This is a genomic window from Photobacterium halotolerans DSM 18316 (assembly GCF_000425165.1).
GTDB classification, from domain to species: Bacteria; Pseudomonadota; Gammaproteobacteria; order Enterobacterales; family Vibrionaceae; genus Photobacterium; species Photobacterium halotolerans.
This window is the reverse complement of record NZ_KE384322.1, coordinates 52951-68970: the sequence shown is the minus strand read 5'-3', so window position 1 is coordinate 68970 and position 16020 is coordinate 52951. Positions and strand designations below refer to the sequence as shown.

The 16020-nt window shown below is 53.1% G+C and carries 14 protein-coding genes; 12 read left to right on the top strand and 2 right to left on the bottom strand.

Annotation, left to right across the window (positions count from 1 at the left end; translation table 11 throughout):
* The first annotated feature begins 102 nt into the window (after window positions 1-102).
* Window positions 103-1929 (top strand): methyl-accepting chemotaxis protein, encoded by a 1827-nt coding sequence (locus H511_RS0118015; RefSeq protein WP_027253578.1) that lies wholly within the window; start codon window positions 103-105, stop codon window positions 1927-1929.
* A gap of 72 nt (window positions 1930-2001) precedes the next feature.
* Here H511_RS0118015 and nadB read toward each other — a convergent pair whose 3' ends face one another.
* The gene (gene nadB / locus H511_RS0118010; RefSeq protein ID WP_027253577.1) at window positions 2002-3621 is read right to left on the bottom strand and encodes an L-aspartate oxidase; all 1620 of its coding nucleotides are present in this window, start codon (window positions 3619-3621) and stop codon (window positions 2002-2004) included.
* Between the two features lie 317 nt (window positions 3622-3938).
* Here nadB and rpoE point away from each other — a divergent pair, with 317 nt between their 5' ends.
* The 11 genes from rpoE to acpS all read left to right on the top strand — a co-directional run bounded on the left by rpoE (window position 3939) and on the right by acpS (window position 12975).
* Window positions 3939-4517, top strand: coding sequence for an RNA polymerase sigma factor RpoE (gene rpoE, locus H511_RS0118005; protein WP_027253576.1), 579 nt, complete (start codon window positions 3939-3941; stop codon window positions 4515-4517).
* A gap of 24 nt (window positions 4518-4541) precedes the next feature.
* Window positions 4542-5192, top strand: a complete 651-nt coding sequence (locus H511_RS0118000) for a sigma-E factor negative regulatory protein (RefSeq protein WP_027253575.1) — start codon at window positions 4542-4544, stop codon at window positions 5190-5192.
* A gap of 14 nt (window positions 5193-5206) precedes the next feature.
* A complete protein-coding gene (gene rseB, locus H511_RS0117995) occupies window positions 5207-6178 on the top strand; it encodes a sigma-E factor regulatory protein RseB (protein WP_027253574.1) in 972 nt (323 codons plus the stop codon).
* Window positions 6175-6687 (top strand): SoxR reducing system RseC family protein, encoded by a 513-nt coding sequence (locus H511_RS0117990; RefSeq protein WP_027253573.1) that lies wholly within the window; start codon window positions 6175-6177, stop codon window positions 6685-6687. Before rseB ends, H511_RS0117990 begins: the two co-directional genes overlap by 4 nt.
* A gap of 73 nt (window positions 6688-6760) precedes the next feature.
* Window positions 6761-8557 (top strand): translation elongation factor 4, encoded by a 1797-nt coding sequence (gene lepA, locus H511_RS0117985; RefSeq protein WP_027253572.1) that lies wholly within the window; start codon window positions 6761-6763, stop codon window positions 8555-8557.
* A gap of 99 nt (window positions 8558-8656) precedes the next feature.
* Complete coding sequence (lepB, locus tag H511_RS0117980) at window positions 8657-9556, top strand: signal peptidase I (RefSeq protein WP_027253571.1); 900 nt, start codon at window positions 8657-8659, stop codon at window positions 9554-9556.
* A 10-nt stretch (window positions 9557-9566) separates the two neighbouring features.
* Window positions 9567-10241: a ribonuclease III gene (gene rnc / locus H511_RS0117975; RefSeq protein ID WP_027253570.1), complete on the top strand. Its 675-nt coding sequence runs from the start codon at window positions 9567-9569 to the stop codon at window positions 10239-10241.
* Window positions 10238-11143, top strand: a complete 906-nt coding sequence (gene era, locus H511_RS0117970; protein ID WP_027253569.1) for a GTPase Era — start codon at window positions 10238-10240, stop codon at window positions 11141-11143. Before rnc ends, era begins: the two co-directional genes overlap by 4 nt.
* Window positions 11144-11151: 8 nt before the next feature.
* The gene (gene recO / locus H511_RS0117965; RefSeq protein ID WP_027253568.1) at window positions 11152-11862 is read left to right on the top strand and encodes a DNA repair protein RecO; all 711 of its coding nucleotides are present in this window, start codon (window positions 11152-11154) and stop codon (window positions 11860-11862) included.
* Window positions 11859-12590: a pyridoxine 5'-phosphate synthase gene (gene pdxJ, locus H511_RS0117960; RefSeq protein ID WP_027253567.1), complete on the top strand. Its 732-nt coding sequence runs from the start codon at window positions 11859-11861 to the stop codon at window positions 12588-12590. The genes recO and pdxJ overlap by 4 nt, the downstream gene beginning before the upstream one ends.
* A gap of 1 nt (window position 12591) precedes the next feature.
* Window positions 12592-12975: a holo-ACP synthase gene (acpS, locus tag H511_RS0117955; protein WP_027253566.1), complete on the top strand. Its 384-nt coding sequence runs from the start codon at window positions 12592-12594 to the stop codon at window positions 12973-12975.
* Window positions 12976-13164: 189 nt separating this feature from the next.
* Here the strand turns inward: acpS and barA are convergent, their stop codons facing one another.
* Window positions 13165-15933 (bottom strand): two-component sensor histidine kinase BarA, encoded by a 2769-nt coding sequence (gene barA / locus H511_RS0117950; RefSeq protein WP_027253565.1) that lies wholly within the window; start codon window positions 15931-15933, stop codon window positions 13165-13167.
* Window positions 15934-16020: the final 87 nt, after the last annotated feature.

Here is a 16020-nt window from a genome sequence, read left to right as displayed (position 1 = left end):
AATCATAGTTGATGTAATTGATTGCCTGGAAACTTATAATGTCTTCTTAGTTATTAAGTATATAAAACACTAACATTTTATACTTTGAAGGAATTTTGTGTAATGAAAGTCAGGCATAAGCTGCTAGGGCTGGCAGGATTAAGTGTCACAGCGATATTTTTATTGTTTGGCATAAATAGCTATACCAATCAAAAGCTTGTGAATATAGAAGTGGCCGGTAGCCAGCTTGATCAACTGGAAGTGACATTGCTTAACCTCAGGCGTAATGAGAAAGATTTTCTGGCACGTATGGATGTTAAGTATCTGCAGACTTTCAATGACAATTACGATAAATTTCAGGCGCAATTGGCACGGCTGCAGCAGGATGTGGCTGCGTTGTCGATTGATCTGCCGCAAGTGGCAGTCCTGCAAAGCGAGATACACGATTACCATGCCGGTATGCAGGCAATGGTCTCAGGGTACCAGACGCTGGGACTGACACCCTCACAAGGGATATATCAGTCACTGTACCAAAGCGGTGATCAGTTGATGGCAATGACTTCTGAAAGCACCCAGACATTGGATGTTGATCGCTTGATACTGACGGCAAAGTTATTTTCAGCAACCGATGACAAAGCGTTGCTGGCGGACTATCAGGCGTTTGTCGCGCAATACGGCGATCAGCTGGATACGCAGTTCGGCCGGAATTACCGCGAATTTAACCAGATATTCAACCAGCTGGTGGTGCAGAAAACCCGAATTGGCCTGAGCCATAAAGATGGGCTGAGAGGGCAGATCCGCGCCTTGTCTCATCAGGTTGAAGCTGAGTTTGCCCAAATGCAGCAGCAGATAGATAAAGAAGCGGAGCAGGTAAAGGTTTCGGTCAGCCGCCTGACCTGGCTTTTGGTCGCTGTTATCATTGCAGGGCTGATCGCGCTGTCGTGGAAAATCAGCGCCTCTATTCTGGCCCCGGTTGAGCGTTTGAGCCATTTAATGAACCGTATCGCAACCAGTCATGATCTCACCCTGCATGCCGATACCTCAGGTAAAGATGAGCTTGCCGCAATGGGGACGCACTTTAATTATCTGCTGAGCAGTTTACGCAAGCTGGTGGGGGATGTGCAGTCTGCAGTATCGGAGCTCGGTGCGGCGTCTTCCCAGTTGCAGCGTCGCAGCCAGGACGCAGAACAGGCACTGGCAGCCCAACTGCTGGACAGCGATTCTGTGGCGGCAGCCAGTACAGAAATGCAAGCGACCATCAGTGAAGTGGCTCATATTACCCATGAAGCCGCTTCACAGACGGGCCGCAGCCATGATGAGGCCACACAGGGGCTATCGGAAGTTGTCGAAACGCGTTCACGGATTGACCAGCTATCCGCAGGGCTGGCTCAGAGCAGCCAGGAAGTGTCCAGTCTTTCTGGCTTGTCAGACAGTATCGGCTCTGTGGTTGTAGTGATTAAAAACATTGCAGAGCAAACCAATCTGCTGGCGCTGAATGCGGCCATTGAGGCCGCCCGGGCCGGAGAGCAGGGGCGTGGATTTGCGGTAGTGGCCGATGAGGTTCGCTCTCTGGCCATGCGCACCCAACAGTCAACGCAGGAAATCACCAGTATTATCAGCTCACTGCAGCAGCAGACGGAACAAGTGGTCAGTCATATTGAGCACTGTCGGGCACAGGGGGATGACAGTGTGGCTCAGGCGCAAAGTGCGGAGGCGAAGATCCGAACCGTGATTGCTGATATGCAGCGGATACTGGATTCCAGCACTCAAATCGCCGCGGCGGTGGAGCAGCAGAGCCAGGTATCTGAGGATATTGGTGCGCGGGTAGTGTCGATTCGCGATGTCACCAACAGCAATGTGGTGGTGGTGCAGGAAAATGTGCAGGCGGCCCACTCTGTTTCCGTGCAGGCCCACACCTTGTCGCAGGCAATCAAAGCCTACAAAGTATGAGTTGAACGCCAGCAGGAAAGAGATGGCTGACGGGAGCCTGTGTGGCTCCCGTTGCTATTGTTTTGATTGTTTTTATTGTGGATTACGCGGATCCAGTATGGTGGGTGACAGCGTCTCCAGCATATCCGGATAATCCAGGGTGTAATGCAGCCCCCGGCTTTCTTTTCGCTCCAGCGCACAGCGCACCATCAGTTCGGCGACCTGCAGCAGGTTCCGCAGCTCCAGCAGATTGTTGGACACCCTGAAGTTACTGTAATACTCATCAATTTCCTGTTTCAGCAGCTGGATCCGGCGCATGGCCCGCTCCAGACGTTTGGTGGTGCGCACTATGCCGACATAGTCCCACATGAACAGGCGCAATTCGTGCCAGTTGTGCTGAATGACAACTTCCTCATCTGAATTGGAGACTTTACTTTCATCCCACTGCGGGATGGATGACGGCAAGTTCACCTCATTGAGGTGCTGACTGATGTGCTCAGCGGCAGACCAGGCATATACCACGCACTCCAGCAATGAGTTGGACGCCATGCGGTTGGCACCATGCAGGCCGGTATAACTGACTTCGCCGATCGCATATAAACCGCTCAGGTCTGTTTGCCCTTGCCGGTCGACCATGACTCCGCCGCAGGTATAGTGGGCGGCCGGAACGACGGGAATGGCATCTTTGGTAATGTCGATACCGTAGCCGAGCAGTTTTTCGTAGATGGTCGGAAAATGCTTGGTCACAAAATCTGCGGGTTTATGGCTGATATCCAGATACATGCAGTCTGCACCCAGTCGCTTCATCTCATAGTCGATCGCACGGGCAACAACGTCCCGCGGGGCCAGCTCAGCACGCTCGTCAAATTCCTGCATAAAGCGGGAGCCGTCCGGGCGGCGCAGATACGCCCCTTCGCCGCGCAGGGCTTCGGTCAGCAGGAAATTACGCGCTTCCGGATGGAAAAGGCAGGTAGGATGAAACTGATTGAATTCCAGATTGGCGACCCGGCAGCCCGCGCGCCAGGCCATGGCAATGCCATCACCGGATGAGACATCCGGGTTAGAGGTGTACTGATAGACCTTAGAAGCACCGCCGGTGGCCAGCACCACGAATTTGGCCCGCACGGTTTCGACAGACTCACGCTGGCGGTTCCAGATGTAAGCGCCGAGCACCCGGTTGGGGGCATCGGTCTCACCTATTTTATGGCTGGTGATCAGATCCAGCGCATTATGGCGCTCCAGCACTTCAATATTCGGGTGGTTGTGAACATTGTCCTGCAGCGACATTTGCATGGCCATGCCAGTTGCATCCGCAGCATGCAGAATCCGGCGGTGACTGTGGCCGCCTTCGCGTGTCAGGTGGTAGCGAGGATGATCGTCGGTACTGTTGTCTTCCTGATCAAAGGGCACCCCGGCGTCTATCAGCCATTGCACGCAATCGCGGGCATTTTCAGCAATGAAGCGAACCACTTCTTCATCACACAGATGGGCACCGGCAATCTGAGTATCTTCAACATGAGAGTCCACGCTGTCTGTTTCATCAAAAACAGCAGCGATACCGCCCTGAGCATAGTAAGTCGCCCCTTCACTTCGCGGGCCTTTACTCAGGACGAGCACTTTACACATCGGAGCCAGACGCAAGGCCAGAGAGAGGCCTGCGGCGCCGCTACCGATGACCAGGACGTCACAACTGTGTTCTCGGTTCTCGTTCATATTGATCTCATATCCCTGTGGTAAGCTCGCCATATTACCAAAAAACCCTTTATGTGGGGCTTTTTTGATCTGTAAAGCTAGGTAAGGCAAATTGCCTCTGGCGGCGTACATCTGCCAGAATGAATGGCAGTTGCACCCGGGCGAATGTGCCAGTAAGGTGTGCGGGAACTTTGCGCTTTTTTTAGGGTCAGTAATTCTTTAGGCTTCTATGTCCATAGAATATAAATAGTTCTGAACGCAGGATGGGTAAATTGGCTGCATCCGGTACGGTTCAGAGCAGAGATGACCTTGTCACAGACAGAGGAGTACACGCTCGAATGAGCGAGCAGTTAACTGACCAGGCACTGATTGAGCGAGTACAGCGAGGGGACAAGCAAGCCTTTAATTTACTGGTCGTAAAGTACCAGAACAAGGTTTGCAACCTTATTGCCCGTTATGTTGGCAATTCCGGTGATGTGCCGGATGTGGCGCAGGAAGCCTTTATCAAAGCTTACCGTGCGCTACCGTCTTTTCGTGGGGAAAGTGCATTTTATACTTGGCTGTATCGTATAGCCGTGAACACGGCAAAAAATTACTTGGTGGCTCAGGGGCGCCGTCCGCCGGCAACAGACGTGGATGCGGAAGATGCCGAGTACTATGAAAATGGCAGTGCACTAAAAGAAATTTCGAACCCTGAGAACCAAATGTTGTCAGATGAATTGAAGCGGGTGGTATTCAGTACCATAGAAAGCCTCCCGGATGATTTGAAAACCGCAATTACGCTTCGCGAACTTGAAGGATTGAGTTACGAGGAAATTGCGGAAGTCATGGGCTGTCCGGTGGGTACGGTACGTTCCCGTATTTTCCGGGCTCGGGAGGCGGTAGAAAAGCGTATTGCCCCCCTAATGCAGCGCTAATATTTGGGCCAAACGGTGACAAAGATGGCTGATAAAGAAAAGATTTCGGCTTTGCTTGATGGCGAAGACGTTGATCAAAGTATCATAAACCAGCTTCTGGTGGATGATAATGCAAAGCAAAGCTGGCAAGCTTATCAGTTGATGAGCGATGTGATGCACGGTGAAGCGCCGGGGCACCCCAAGTGGGATATCGCCGGCAATGTGGCGATGGCGCTCGACAATGAGCCCGCGCACAGCTTTGCTGGCGCAGACGCAGACAGTGTTGCGGCGTCGGCGAATGTGGTGTCTCTGCCGCATGTGGAGCAACCAACGCCTCATCAGGCACGTCGTACCATGCCGGCCTGGCTGACACAATTTGGTCAGGTGGCATTAGCTGCCTGTGTTTCTTTGGCAGTGATTGTCGGCGTACAACAATATAACGGTGGTGAAGAGGCTGGGTTAGCGAGTGATGCTAATACTCAGGTGCCTGTTTTACAGACCATTCCTTTTGCCGGAACTGCTGAACCAGTCAGCCTGACGCGGGATTCTGTCCGTACCCGGACTGAATCGCCAAGCGAAGCACAACTGATGGAACAAAGACGACGCATTAATGCGATGTTGCAGGACTATGAGTTGCAACTGCGCCTGAATGCGGAAGACGGCAGTCTGGATAGAACCCTGTTGGAATCACACTGATTCGTGGCGGTGATATGAAGAAAATTCTGGTCGGTGCTCTGACACTGGTCAGCTTGGCTATGCCTTGGCAAGCCTCTGCGGAAGAAGACGCTATGACTTCTGCAGAGGCTTTGTTGCATCAAATGGATCAGGCAACCAGGCAGTTGAGCTATGAGGTGTCTTATATCCTCATTAAGAAAAACAGTATTGAACCCTTACGTTATCGCCATGCAGTAGAGGATGGCGAGACATTTGCACACCTGGTGTATCTCAGCGGTCCGCCGCGTGAGGTTATTCAGCGTGGCAAAGAAGTGAGTTACTTTGAGCCCGGACTGGACCCGTTTACCATCGACAGCAATCGCATGGTGGCCCCTTTGCCGCCGATTATGCGTACCAATGTCGCAGAGCTGGCCCAGTTTTATGACTTCATCCCCATGGGGCGATCCCGTGAAGCGGGCACCGCCTGTGATGTGGTACGTATCGCGCCCAAAGACGGTGCCCGCTATTCCTACCTGTTGTGGATGGACACCCGTTCTCATTTAGTCTTGCGGGCAGATTTGCTGGATCGGGATGGTGAGCCTTTAGAGCAGTACCGCGCCGTGTCTTTTGTAGTGAATGACAAAGTGGCCGATATTCTGGAAAGCCTGAAATCAGTGAAACTGCCGGAAGTGGTGCAGTTACCGCCACAGCCACAGGTGGAGTTATCCTGGCAGGTCGACTGGCTGCCGCTGGGCTTTGAAAGTATTTCACATAACCGGCACCGCCTGATGCTTACCGAGCGTCCGGTTGAAAGCCAGATGTACACGGACGGTCTGTTCAGTTTCTCTATTTATGTCTCGGCTGCAGATGGCTTCAGTGTGCGGGAACAACTGGTTCGCCAGGGACGCCGTACGCTGCACAGCCAGTTACTGAAAGACAAAGAGATCACTGTTGTCGGTGACATACCGCCGGCAACGGCACGCCGGGTGGCGGAGTCGGTCTCTTTTCAGGGAGCCAGCCAGCCATGATGCATTCACTGGCCACAGTGGTGGCCGTTGATAAAAAGCAGATCACCGTCAGTTGCCGGCAGCAAACCAGCTGCGGGTCCTGTGCCTCGCAAAACAGCTGTGGTACAGGCGTGGTCAGCAAAGTCCTGCCTGGCCGCCAGCATCAGCTGACGTTATCGGCAACCCATATTAATGATCCTATTCACATCGGTCAGCTGGTTGAAATCGGCTTATCTGAACGCAGCGTGCTGCAATCTGCGCTGCTGGTTTACGTGCTGCCGCTGGTGTGTCTGTTGTTGGGGACCTTGCTCGGTCAATGGTGGTTTGTCGAACTGGCTGGCGGGGGCGAAGGGGGCGTGATTGCCTGTGCCCTTGCCGGTGGCGCGGTGGGACTGCTGATTGCGCGATATCGCGCCAGAAGATTATCGGCCCTGGGGGACTATCAACCCAGTCTGATTCGGGTGCTCGGAAAGCCTGTTGCGCAAGGGCTGGAAACAAATGCACTATCGAAAGATAGCAGCAGCCGTTGAAATTCGGTAGAATCTGCCAACTTGATCGTAAGATCCCATTCATTTTTTAATCACGAGTTAGTCACGCCAATTCATGAAGCACATTCGTAACTTTTCGATTATTGCACATATCGACCACGGTAAGTCGACGTTATCTGACCGCTTGATTCAAGTCTGCGGTGGCCTTTCCGATCGTGAAATGGCTGCGCAAGTCCTTGACTCAATGGATCTTGAACGTGAACGTGGCATCACCATCAAGGCCCAGAGCGTGACGCTCAATTATACGGCAAAAGATGGTGAAACCTATCAACTCAACTTTATCGACACCCCGGGGCACGTAGACTTTTCCTATGAAGTCTCCCGCTCGCTGGCGGCCTGTGAAGGGGCGCTGCTGGTGGTCGACGCCGGTCAGGGTGTGGAAGCCCAGACACTGGCTAACTGTTATACCGCGATTGAAATGGATCTGGAAGTTGTGCCGATCCTGAACAAAATCGATCTGCCAGCGGCTGATCCTGAGCGTGTCGCGGAAGAAATTGAAGAGATCGTCGGTATCGACGCGATAGAAGCTACTCGTTGCTCAGCCAAAACCGGCCTGGGCGTTGATGAGGTGCTGGAAAATATCGTGCGTTCGATTCCTGCGCCGGAAGGCGACCCGGACGCGCCGCCACAGGCGCTGATCATCGATTCCTGGTTCGATAACTACCTGGGTGTTGTTTCTCTGGTCCGCATTAAAAACGGTGCCCTGAAGAAGAACGATAAGATCAAGGTCATGAGCACAGGGCAGACCTGGAACGTTGACCGTATCGGTATCTTTACCCCGAAACAGGTGGATAAAGACATACTGAGAACGGGCGAAGTGGGCTGGGTGGTCTGCGGTATTAAAGATATCCTCGGCGCGCCGGTGGGCGATACCCTGACACTGGCGAAGAACGGCTGTGAAAAGGCACTGCCAGGCTTTAAGAAAGTGAAACCTCAGGTGTATGCAGGCCTGTTCCCGGTATCGTCTGACGATTATGAGAACTTCCGTGATGCACTGGGCAAGCTGAGCCTGAATGATGCCTCGCTGTTCTACGAGCCGGAAAGCTCTGCCGCTCTGGGCTTTGGCTTCCGCTGTGGTTTCCTGGGCATGCTGCACATGGAAATTATTCAGGAGCGTCTGGAGCGTGAATACGATCTGGATCTGATCACCACAGCACCGACTGTTGTGTATGAGGTGAAGAAGAGTAACGGCGACATGCTGTATGTTGACAGCCCGGCCAAACTGCCGCCTATCAATGATATTGAAGTCATTGGTGAGCCGATTGCCCGCTGTAACATTCTGGTGCCAAGTGAATACCTGGGTAACGTGATCACACTGTGTGTGGAAAAACGCGGCTCTCAGGTCGACATGGTTTACCACGGTAACCAGGTTGCGCTGACGTATGACATTCCGATGTCAGAAGTGGTACTGGATTTCTTCGACCGTCTGAAGTCGACATCGCGCGGCTATGCGTCTCTGGATTATGGCTTCCAGCGTTACCAGGAATCCGACATGGTTCGGGTCGATATCCTGTTAAACGGCGATCGTGTTGATGCATTGGCTATTATTACCCATAAAGACCATGCGCAATCCCGTGGTCGTGATGTGGTCGAGAAAATGAGGGAGTTCATTCCCCGCCAGATGTTTGATATCGCGATTCAGGCAGCGATCGGTAACCACATTATCGCTCGCTCGACCGTGAAACAGTTACGCAAAAACGTTATTGCCAAGTGTTATGGCGGTGACGTGAGCCGTAAGAAAAAACTGCTGCAGAAGCAGAAAGAAGGTAAAAAGCGCATGAAGCAGATCGGCAATGTCGAACTGCCGCAGGAAGCCTTCCTTGCCATACTGCATGTAGGTAAAGACAAATAATTCGAGTCCGCCTTCCGCCGCATTATGCGGCGGAATGGTTAGGGTCGTCAGACCCTGAGAGACCATGAAAAATTCATCATAGGGACATTAGGAACAGCAATGGCAAATCTGTTTTCGTTAATTTTAGTGCTGGCAACCATAGTGACCGGGATTATCTGGGCGCTGGATCGGTTCCTCTGGGCACCTAAGCGTCAGTTGAAAATCGACGCTGCGGCGGCCAATGCCGGTGGCCAGGTGGATGCTAAAACCTTAGAAGCCGTTGCGCCACAGCCTGGCTGGGTTGAATCAACCAGCTCTATGTTCCCTGTGATAGCGCTTATCATGGTGTTTCGCTCGTTTATATATGAGCCGTTCCAGATCCCATCCGGATCGATGATGCCGACATTGCTGGTTGGCGATTTCATCCTGGTTGAAAAATTTGCTTATGGTCTGCGCGATCCTGTATTTCGTCATAAACTGGTGGAAACCGGCGAACCTGAACGTGGAGACATTGCTGTCTTTAAATACCCGGTAAACCCTAATGTTGATTACATTAAGCGCGTTGTGGGATTGCCGGGCGATTTGGTTCGTTATAGTGACAATAAGCAGATCTGTATTGCACCCAAAGGCACCACAGAATGTAAACCTGTCATGATGAGCCAGATGCACGACAGTGATTTTGTTCAGAACAGAACCCGGTTGATCCAGTTTACTGAACAGCTTGGTGAGGCGAAACACGACATTCTGATCCATCCGTTAAGGCCGAATCAGACGTTTGATTATCAACCGCGTCCCGGGCTGGCTGAATGGGTGGTGCCTGAAGGTCACTACTTTGTGATGGGTGACAATCGTGATAACAGTGCGGACAGCCGCTACTGGGGATTCGTGCCGGAAGCAAATCTGGTTGGCAAGGCGGTCGGGATCTGGATCAGCTTTGAATTTGAACGAAGTGCCGATAGTGTACTTCCCTCTTGGATTCCTACCGGTGTGCGCTTCAGCCGCATCGGAGGCATAGACTGATCGGGAAAAAATGACATCTCCTGTACAAAGACTCCAGCGTAAGCTGGGACACGAATTTAAGAACAGCGAATTACTGACCCTGGCGCTGACACACAGAAGCGCCAACGGGACGCACAACGAGCGTCTGGAGTTCCTGGGTGACTCTATCCTGAGCTTTGTGATTGCCGATGAGTTATATCATCGCTTCCCTAAAGTTGACGAAGGCGATATGAGCCGGATGCGCGCCACTCTGGTTCGGGGTAAAACGCTGGCTGAGTTAGGCCGCGAATTCGAGCTGGGTGACCATCTGCTGCTGGGGCCGGGCGAACTGAAAAGCGGCGGTTATCGCCGCGATTCTATTCTGGCTGACTGTGTCGAAGCCATTATTGGGGCAATTTACCTTGATAGTGATATCGAATGTGTCCGTCATATCGTTTTGAGCTGGTACCAGAGTCGTCTGGACACCATACAACCCGGTATAAACCAGAAAGACCCGAAAACCCGTCTGCAGGAATGCCTTCAGGGGCGTCGATTGCCGCTTCCGGCATATACTGTAACTAAGGTACAGGGTGAAGCACATAATCAGGAATTCACTGTACAGTGCGACGTCTCGGGGCTGGATAACCCTGTGGTTGGTAAAGGCGGTAGTCGGCGCAAGGCTGAGCAGGCTGCGGCAGAACTGGCATTGAAGCAGTTAGAATCATGACAGATAAAACACATTGTGGCTTTATTGCCATCGTTGGCCGTCCGAATGTCGGTAAATCAACACTGCTGAACCGTCTGGTCGGGCAGAAGTTGTCGATCACCTCGCGTAAACCGCAGACTACCCGCCACCGTATCATGGGCGTGGATACCCGAGACGGTTACCAGGCGGTGTATGTGGATACCCCCGGGCTGCATATCGAGGAAAAGCGCACCATTAACCGCCTGATGAACCGTGCGGCCAGCAGCTCGCTGACCGATGTTGAGCTGGTGCTGTTTCTGGTGGACGGCACCATGTGGACGCCGGACGATGAAATGGTGCTCAACAAGCTGGCGAAAAGCGGCCTGCCTGTGGTGCTGCTGGTCAATAAAGTCGATAACGTCAAAATGAAGTACGATCTGTTCCCGCATATGCAGGAGCTGGCGAAAAAAATGGACTTCAAAGCTATCGTGCCAATCGCTGCCAAGCACGGTACCGGTATTGATGATGTTGAAAAGATAGTCCGCGGTTGCTTGCCGGAAGGGGAATATTACTTCCCGGAAGAGTACGTGACAGATCGCTCACAGCGTTTTATGGCTTCGGAAATCATCCGTGAAAAACTGATGCGTTTTACCGGCGAAGAGCTGCCGTATTCTGTGACCGTTGACATAGAGCGTTTTGACTATAACCCGGAAACCGATGGCTTTGATATCAACGGTTTGATTCTGGTTGAGCGTAAAGGCCAGAAGAAGATGGTGATAGGCAAAGGTGGCGAGAAAATCAAAACCATTGGCCGTGAAGCCCGTCTCGACATGGAAGATCTGTTCGAGCGCAAGGTGTACCTTGAGCTGTGGGTGAAAGTGAAATCCGGTTGGGCAGATGACGAACGCGCCCTGCGTAGTCTTGGCTATATCGACGATCTTTAAGGACAGCGATGGAAGGGTTGCAGCGCTGTTTTGTTCTGCACTCTCGTCACTACAGTGAGACGAGCCTGATCCTGGACGTCTTCAGTGAAGAGTCCGGTCGGATCACCCTGATGGCTAAAGGTGCCCGCCGCAAGCGCTCCAATCTCAAAGGAGCGCTTCAGCCATTTACCCCCTTATTCATTAAATGGACTGGCCGGGGCAGTATGCCGGTTCTGACCCACGCCGAACCTATCAGTATCGGGCTGCCCATGCGCAGCTATATTCTGTATTCCGCTTTGTATGTGAACGAGATTCTGGCTCGGGTACTGGAAGTTCAGACACCTTATCCTGCCTTGTTTCTTGATTATCTCAATGTGCTGAGAGAGCTTGCTCAGGCGGACAATCCCGAACCCGCACTACGTCGCTTTGAACTGGCGCTGCTGGATCACTTGGGTTACGGTGTGGACTTTCTTCATTGTGCCGGCAGCGGGCTGCCGGTTGACGATGAAATGACGTATAACTACCGGGAGCAAAGAGGTTTTATTGCTTCTATGGTTGCCGGCCAGCTGACGTTTACCGGACGGCAACTGAAAGCCATTGCCGCCCGGCATTTTGAATCCCAGGATCAGCTCAGGGCAGCAAAGCGCTTTACACGCATGGCCCTGAAACCGTATCTTGGCAGCAAACCATTAAAAAGCAGGGAATTGTTTGTCCCTAGAGGAAGGAGTACCGCTACATGAAGAATATACTGCTCGGCGTCAATATCGACCACGTTGCGACTTTACGTAATGCCCGCGGCACCCGGTATCCGGATCCGGTGCATGCGGCAGAAGTGGCAGAACGCGCAGGCGCTGATGGTATTACCATTCATTTACGCGAAGACCGTCGTCATATTACTGACCGCGATGTCCGTATTCTGCGCGACACCATTCAGACGCGTATGAATCTGGAAATGGCAGTGACCGATGAGATGGTGCAGATAGCGCTGGACACTCAACCTGAATTCGTCTGCCTGGTGCCGGAAAAACGTGAAGAGCTGACCACCGAAGGCGGCCTGGATGTGGTGGGTCAGCTGGACAAAGTGAAAGCGGCGACTGAGAAACTCTCTGCTGCAGGTATCCTGGTTTCCCTGTTTATTGATGCAGATCGCGCGCAGATTGATGCCGCGGTGGCCTGTGGTGCGCCTTATATTGAGCTGCATACCGGCCATTACGCTGATGCGGCATCGGAAACTGAGCAACAGGCCGAGCTGAAGAAAATTGCCGCCGCCGCCAGTTATGCCCATGATCAGGGTATCAAAGTCAATGCCGGCCACGGTCTGACTTATCACAATGTCAAACCGATTGCCGCCCTGCCGGAGATTTACGAGCTCAATATTGGTCATGCCATCATCGGCCGCGCCGTGTTTGACGGCCTGCATAAAGCCGTGGCTGACATGAAAGCCGTGATGCTGGAAGCGCGCTGGTAACATGGCCATCGTCGGATTGGGGACAGACATTGCTGAAATTACCCGTGTCGAGCATGTGCTCGAACGTGCCGGTGAGACGTTTGCCCGGCGGGTACTGACACCTGAAGAGTTCACCATTTTCAGCCAGCATAAGCAGGCCGGCCGCTACCTGGCCAAGCGTTTTGCGGTCAAAGAAGCGGCCGCCAAAGCGCTGGGAACAGGCATAGCCTGCGGTGTTTCGTTTCAGGATTTTACCGTCACCAATAACGAACGCGGCAAGCCGGAATTGGCACTGGCCGGCAAAGCGGCTGAACTGGCCGCGCAGATGGCGGTCCGCCATATTCACCTGACCATTGCCGATGAAAAGCACTATGCCGTCGCGACCGTGATCCTGGAGTCAGGCTGACCGCGCAATCAGTCCGCCAGAGATACAAGAAGGGAAACGTTGTTTCCCTTTTTTTGACGAAAAAACTGGAGGACTGAACAAGATTTGACGTAAGAGCCTCAAAGCTGGGGGCTGGTATTGGCATGTCACTCACCTACCGGCAGTAAACCCCATCAAGCAGAAAGGAGCATCCTTTCTGCTTGATGGGGTTTACTGCCGGTAAGCCTGCGATGCTCTGACCACATTGTTCATTTCGTCGATTAATTCGAACAGTTCCGGTTCCAGCTCGGTCGCTGAAGTTCCGGCTTTGAGTTGGGTTTCCAGGGTGTAGCAGAGGTTTTTCAGCCTTGGCACGCCGCTGTAGGCGCAACTGCCATGCAGTTTGTGGATGGACGGCCACAGGTCAATGTCTTTGCCGTCCAGCACTTCATTGACCAGCATTTCCACTTCGGGCATAAAATCGAGCAGCATCTGCAGCATGTCCCGGGCCAGACCCTCTTTGCCTGCGGCCTGTTTCAGTGCCAGATCCCAGTCCCAGCTGACGTTATTGTTTACTGCATCTGGCTTAACGGATGGCGCTGTGGCAGCGACGGCAGGCGTTGAACTGTTGTTATGGGGCTGCGGAATCCATTTGGCCAGCATCTGCTGCAAAATCTGTTCTTCGATGGGCTTGGTCAGGTAATCGTCCATCCCGGCACGAAGTAAACGCTCACGTTCACCAGCCATGGCATGGGCAGTGACCGCGATGACGGGCGTATGGCTGTTCAGCGTGGTTTCATGAATCGCCTCACAGGCTCTGACACCGTCCATCTCAGGCATCTGAATATCCATGAAGACTAAATCAAAGGCTTTCTGCTGGGCGTATTCCACGGCTTTACGGCCGCCGGTGGCGGTAATCACGGTTTCTACCCGTTCACTGAGCAGGGCGGCGATCAGTTTCAGGTTGGCCGGGTTGTCATCGACCGCCATCACGGTGAGCGGCAGCAGGGCATCGTTCGCGGCAGCCAGTGGCAGTGGTTCAGGCTCTTCCTGCTGATCTGTCTGGCCAATCAAGGCGTCAAACAGTTTACGCCGGGCCAGCGGTTTACCCAGACAAGCCGTCACACCGGCACTGAGCAAGCGTTCCGACAACGCCAGCTCTGTGGTGGGCAGGCACACTAAAACTTTGTCGGCCAGTTGCTCGGCTTTAAAGACTTTATCCAGAATCGTTGCCAGCGGCGGCTGTTCGCCCGGTGACAGGCAGAGCAGGGCAAAGTCGTGATGTTCGACATCGTCCTCCGGCATGTCGGCCCGGTAGGTCACATCCAGCCCGGCTTGCAGCAGGCGTTGCTGCAGCACGTTGGCCGCCTGCAGGTTGGGTTCGATCAGCAGCAGGTGGCGGTTTTTCAGCTCGCTGGTATCGATAGGCTGCGATACCGGCAGGTCGGTTTTGGTCAGTTTGAGGGTGAACCAGAATGTCGAGCCCTGGTGCAGGCGGCTGGTCAGGCTGATCTCGCCGCCCATCTGAGTGACCAGTTTCTGGGTGATCACCAGGCCCAGCCCGGTTCCGCCATAGCGGCGTGAAATGCTGGCATCAGCCTGGCTGAAGGCCTGGAATAATTGCGCTTGCTGGCGCTCTGAAATTCCAATCCCGGTATCACGGACCATAAATTGCAATTCGAGGCTCTCATCGCGGTCGGCTTTGAGCTCGACGGCAATGTCGATATTGCCGCGCTCGGTAAATTTCACTGAGTTACCGATCAGATTAGTCAGCACTTGCTGAATACGCAGCGGGTCACCAATCAGGCCGGTTGGGATGCGCTGATCAACCCGCAGAGTCAGTTCCAGGCCTTTCTCATGGGCGCTGGGTGCCAGCAGGCGCATGACTTCATCCAGTGAGTCGGTGAAGTCGAACGGAATGTTTTCCAGCAGCAGCTTACCGGCTTCCAGTTTGGAAAAGTCCAGGATGTCATTGATGATGGTCAGCAGGTTGTTAGCGGATTTTTCTATCGTCAGCAGGTAGTCGTGCTGGCTGGCACTGAGCCGGGTTTTGAGCATCTGGCGGGTAAAGCCGATGACGCCGTTGAGCGGTGTGCGCAGTTCGTGAGACATATTGGCCAGAAATTCGGATTTGACCCGGGCAGCTTCCTGAGCGCGTTTCTTGGCAATATCCAGCTCAACGTTCTGTATTTCCAGCTGCTCAAGGGTTTCACGCAGATCAGACGTGGCCTGATCGATGCTTTGCTGCATTTCGATATGGTAGTCAGACAGCGAAATGGCCATGGCATTGATACCGTTTTTCAGGTTATCCAACTCACCCAGCAATTCACCTTCAATCCGGATATCGAGATGCCCGCGGCGAATTCTGTCTACGACACTGATCATGTGCGAAATCGGACGGGTGACATCCCGCATCAGCCGATAGGCAAACAATCCCGACAGGATAAGGCCCAGCAGCAAGACCATCAGCGCAGTAAAGACTTCCTGATACTGCTGCAGCCGCAGCGGGCTCATGTCCATTTCAATGGCGATGTAACCCAGCGCCCTGGCCTGAAACCCGGGGGCGGACAGGTTACTTTGCTGCGCTTCTGTCAGTATAGGGGCCCGCATGATCATAGTGCTGTCATTGATGATGATGTCAGGCAGGAAGGGGATCGGCTGATCATCGGGGAACATCAGCGCCTCAAAATTCCGATGGAAATTTGAGGTCACAAACAGCTCATTATTGCCGTCAAAGACCGCGATACTGCGTACAATATCGGAATGCTTGCGATGGGCATAACTGATGATGCGTCTGACCGCTTCACGGTTATGATCTGCCATGCCGTATTCGGTGGCAATCGCCAGCGGCTCTATGATGCTGGTGCCGGTTTCAATCAGCTGATGCTCCAGATCACGGTAGCGGCTCAATGTGAAAAATGCGCTCAGTAGCAGGCCAATGATCAGGGTTGGTGCTAATGTCAGGGTGAAAACCCGGGCGCGAAGTCCGTATTTGGTCATGGTTACAAGAATTCGATTCTGTGGGAGAATTGCTGTCTATGCTGGTCACGCAAGCATGTTCCAGCCCTTAGCTTAATGAATCTTTAC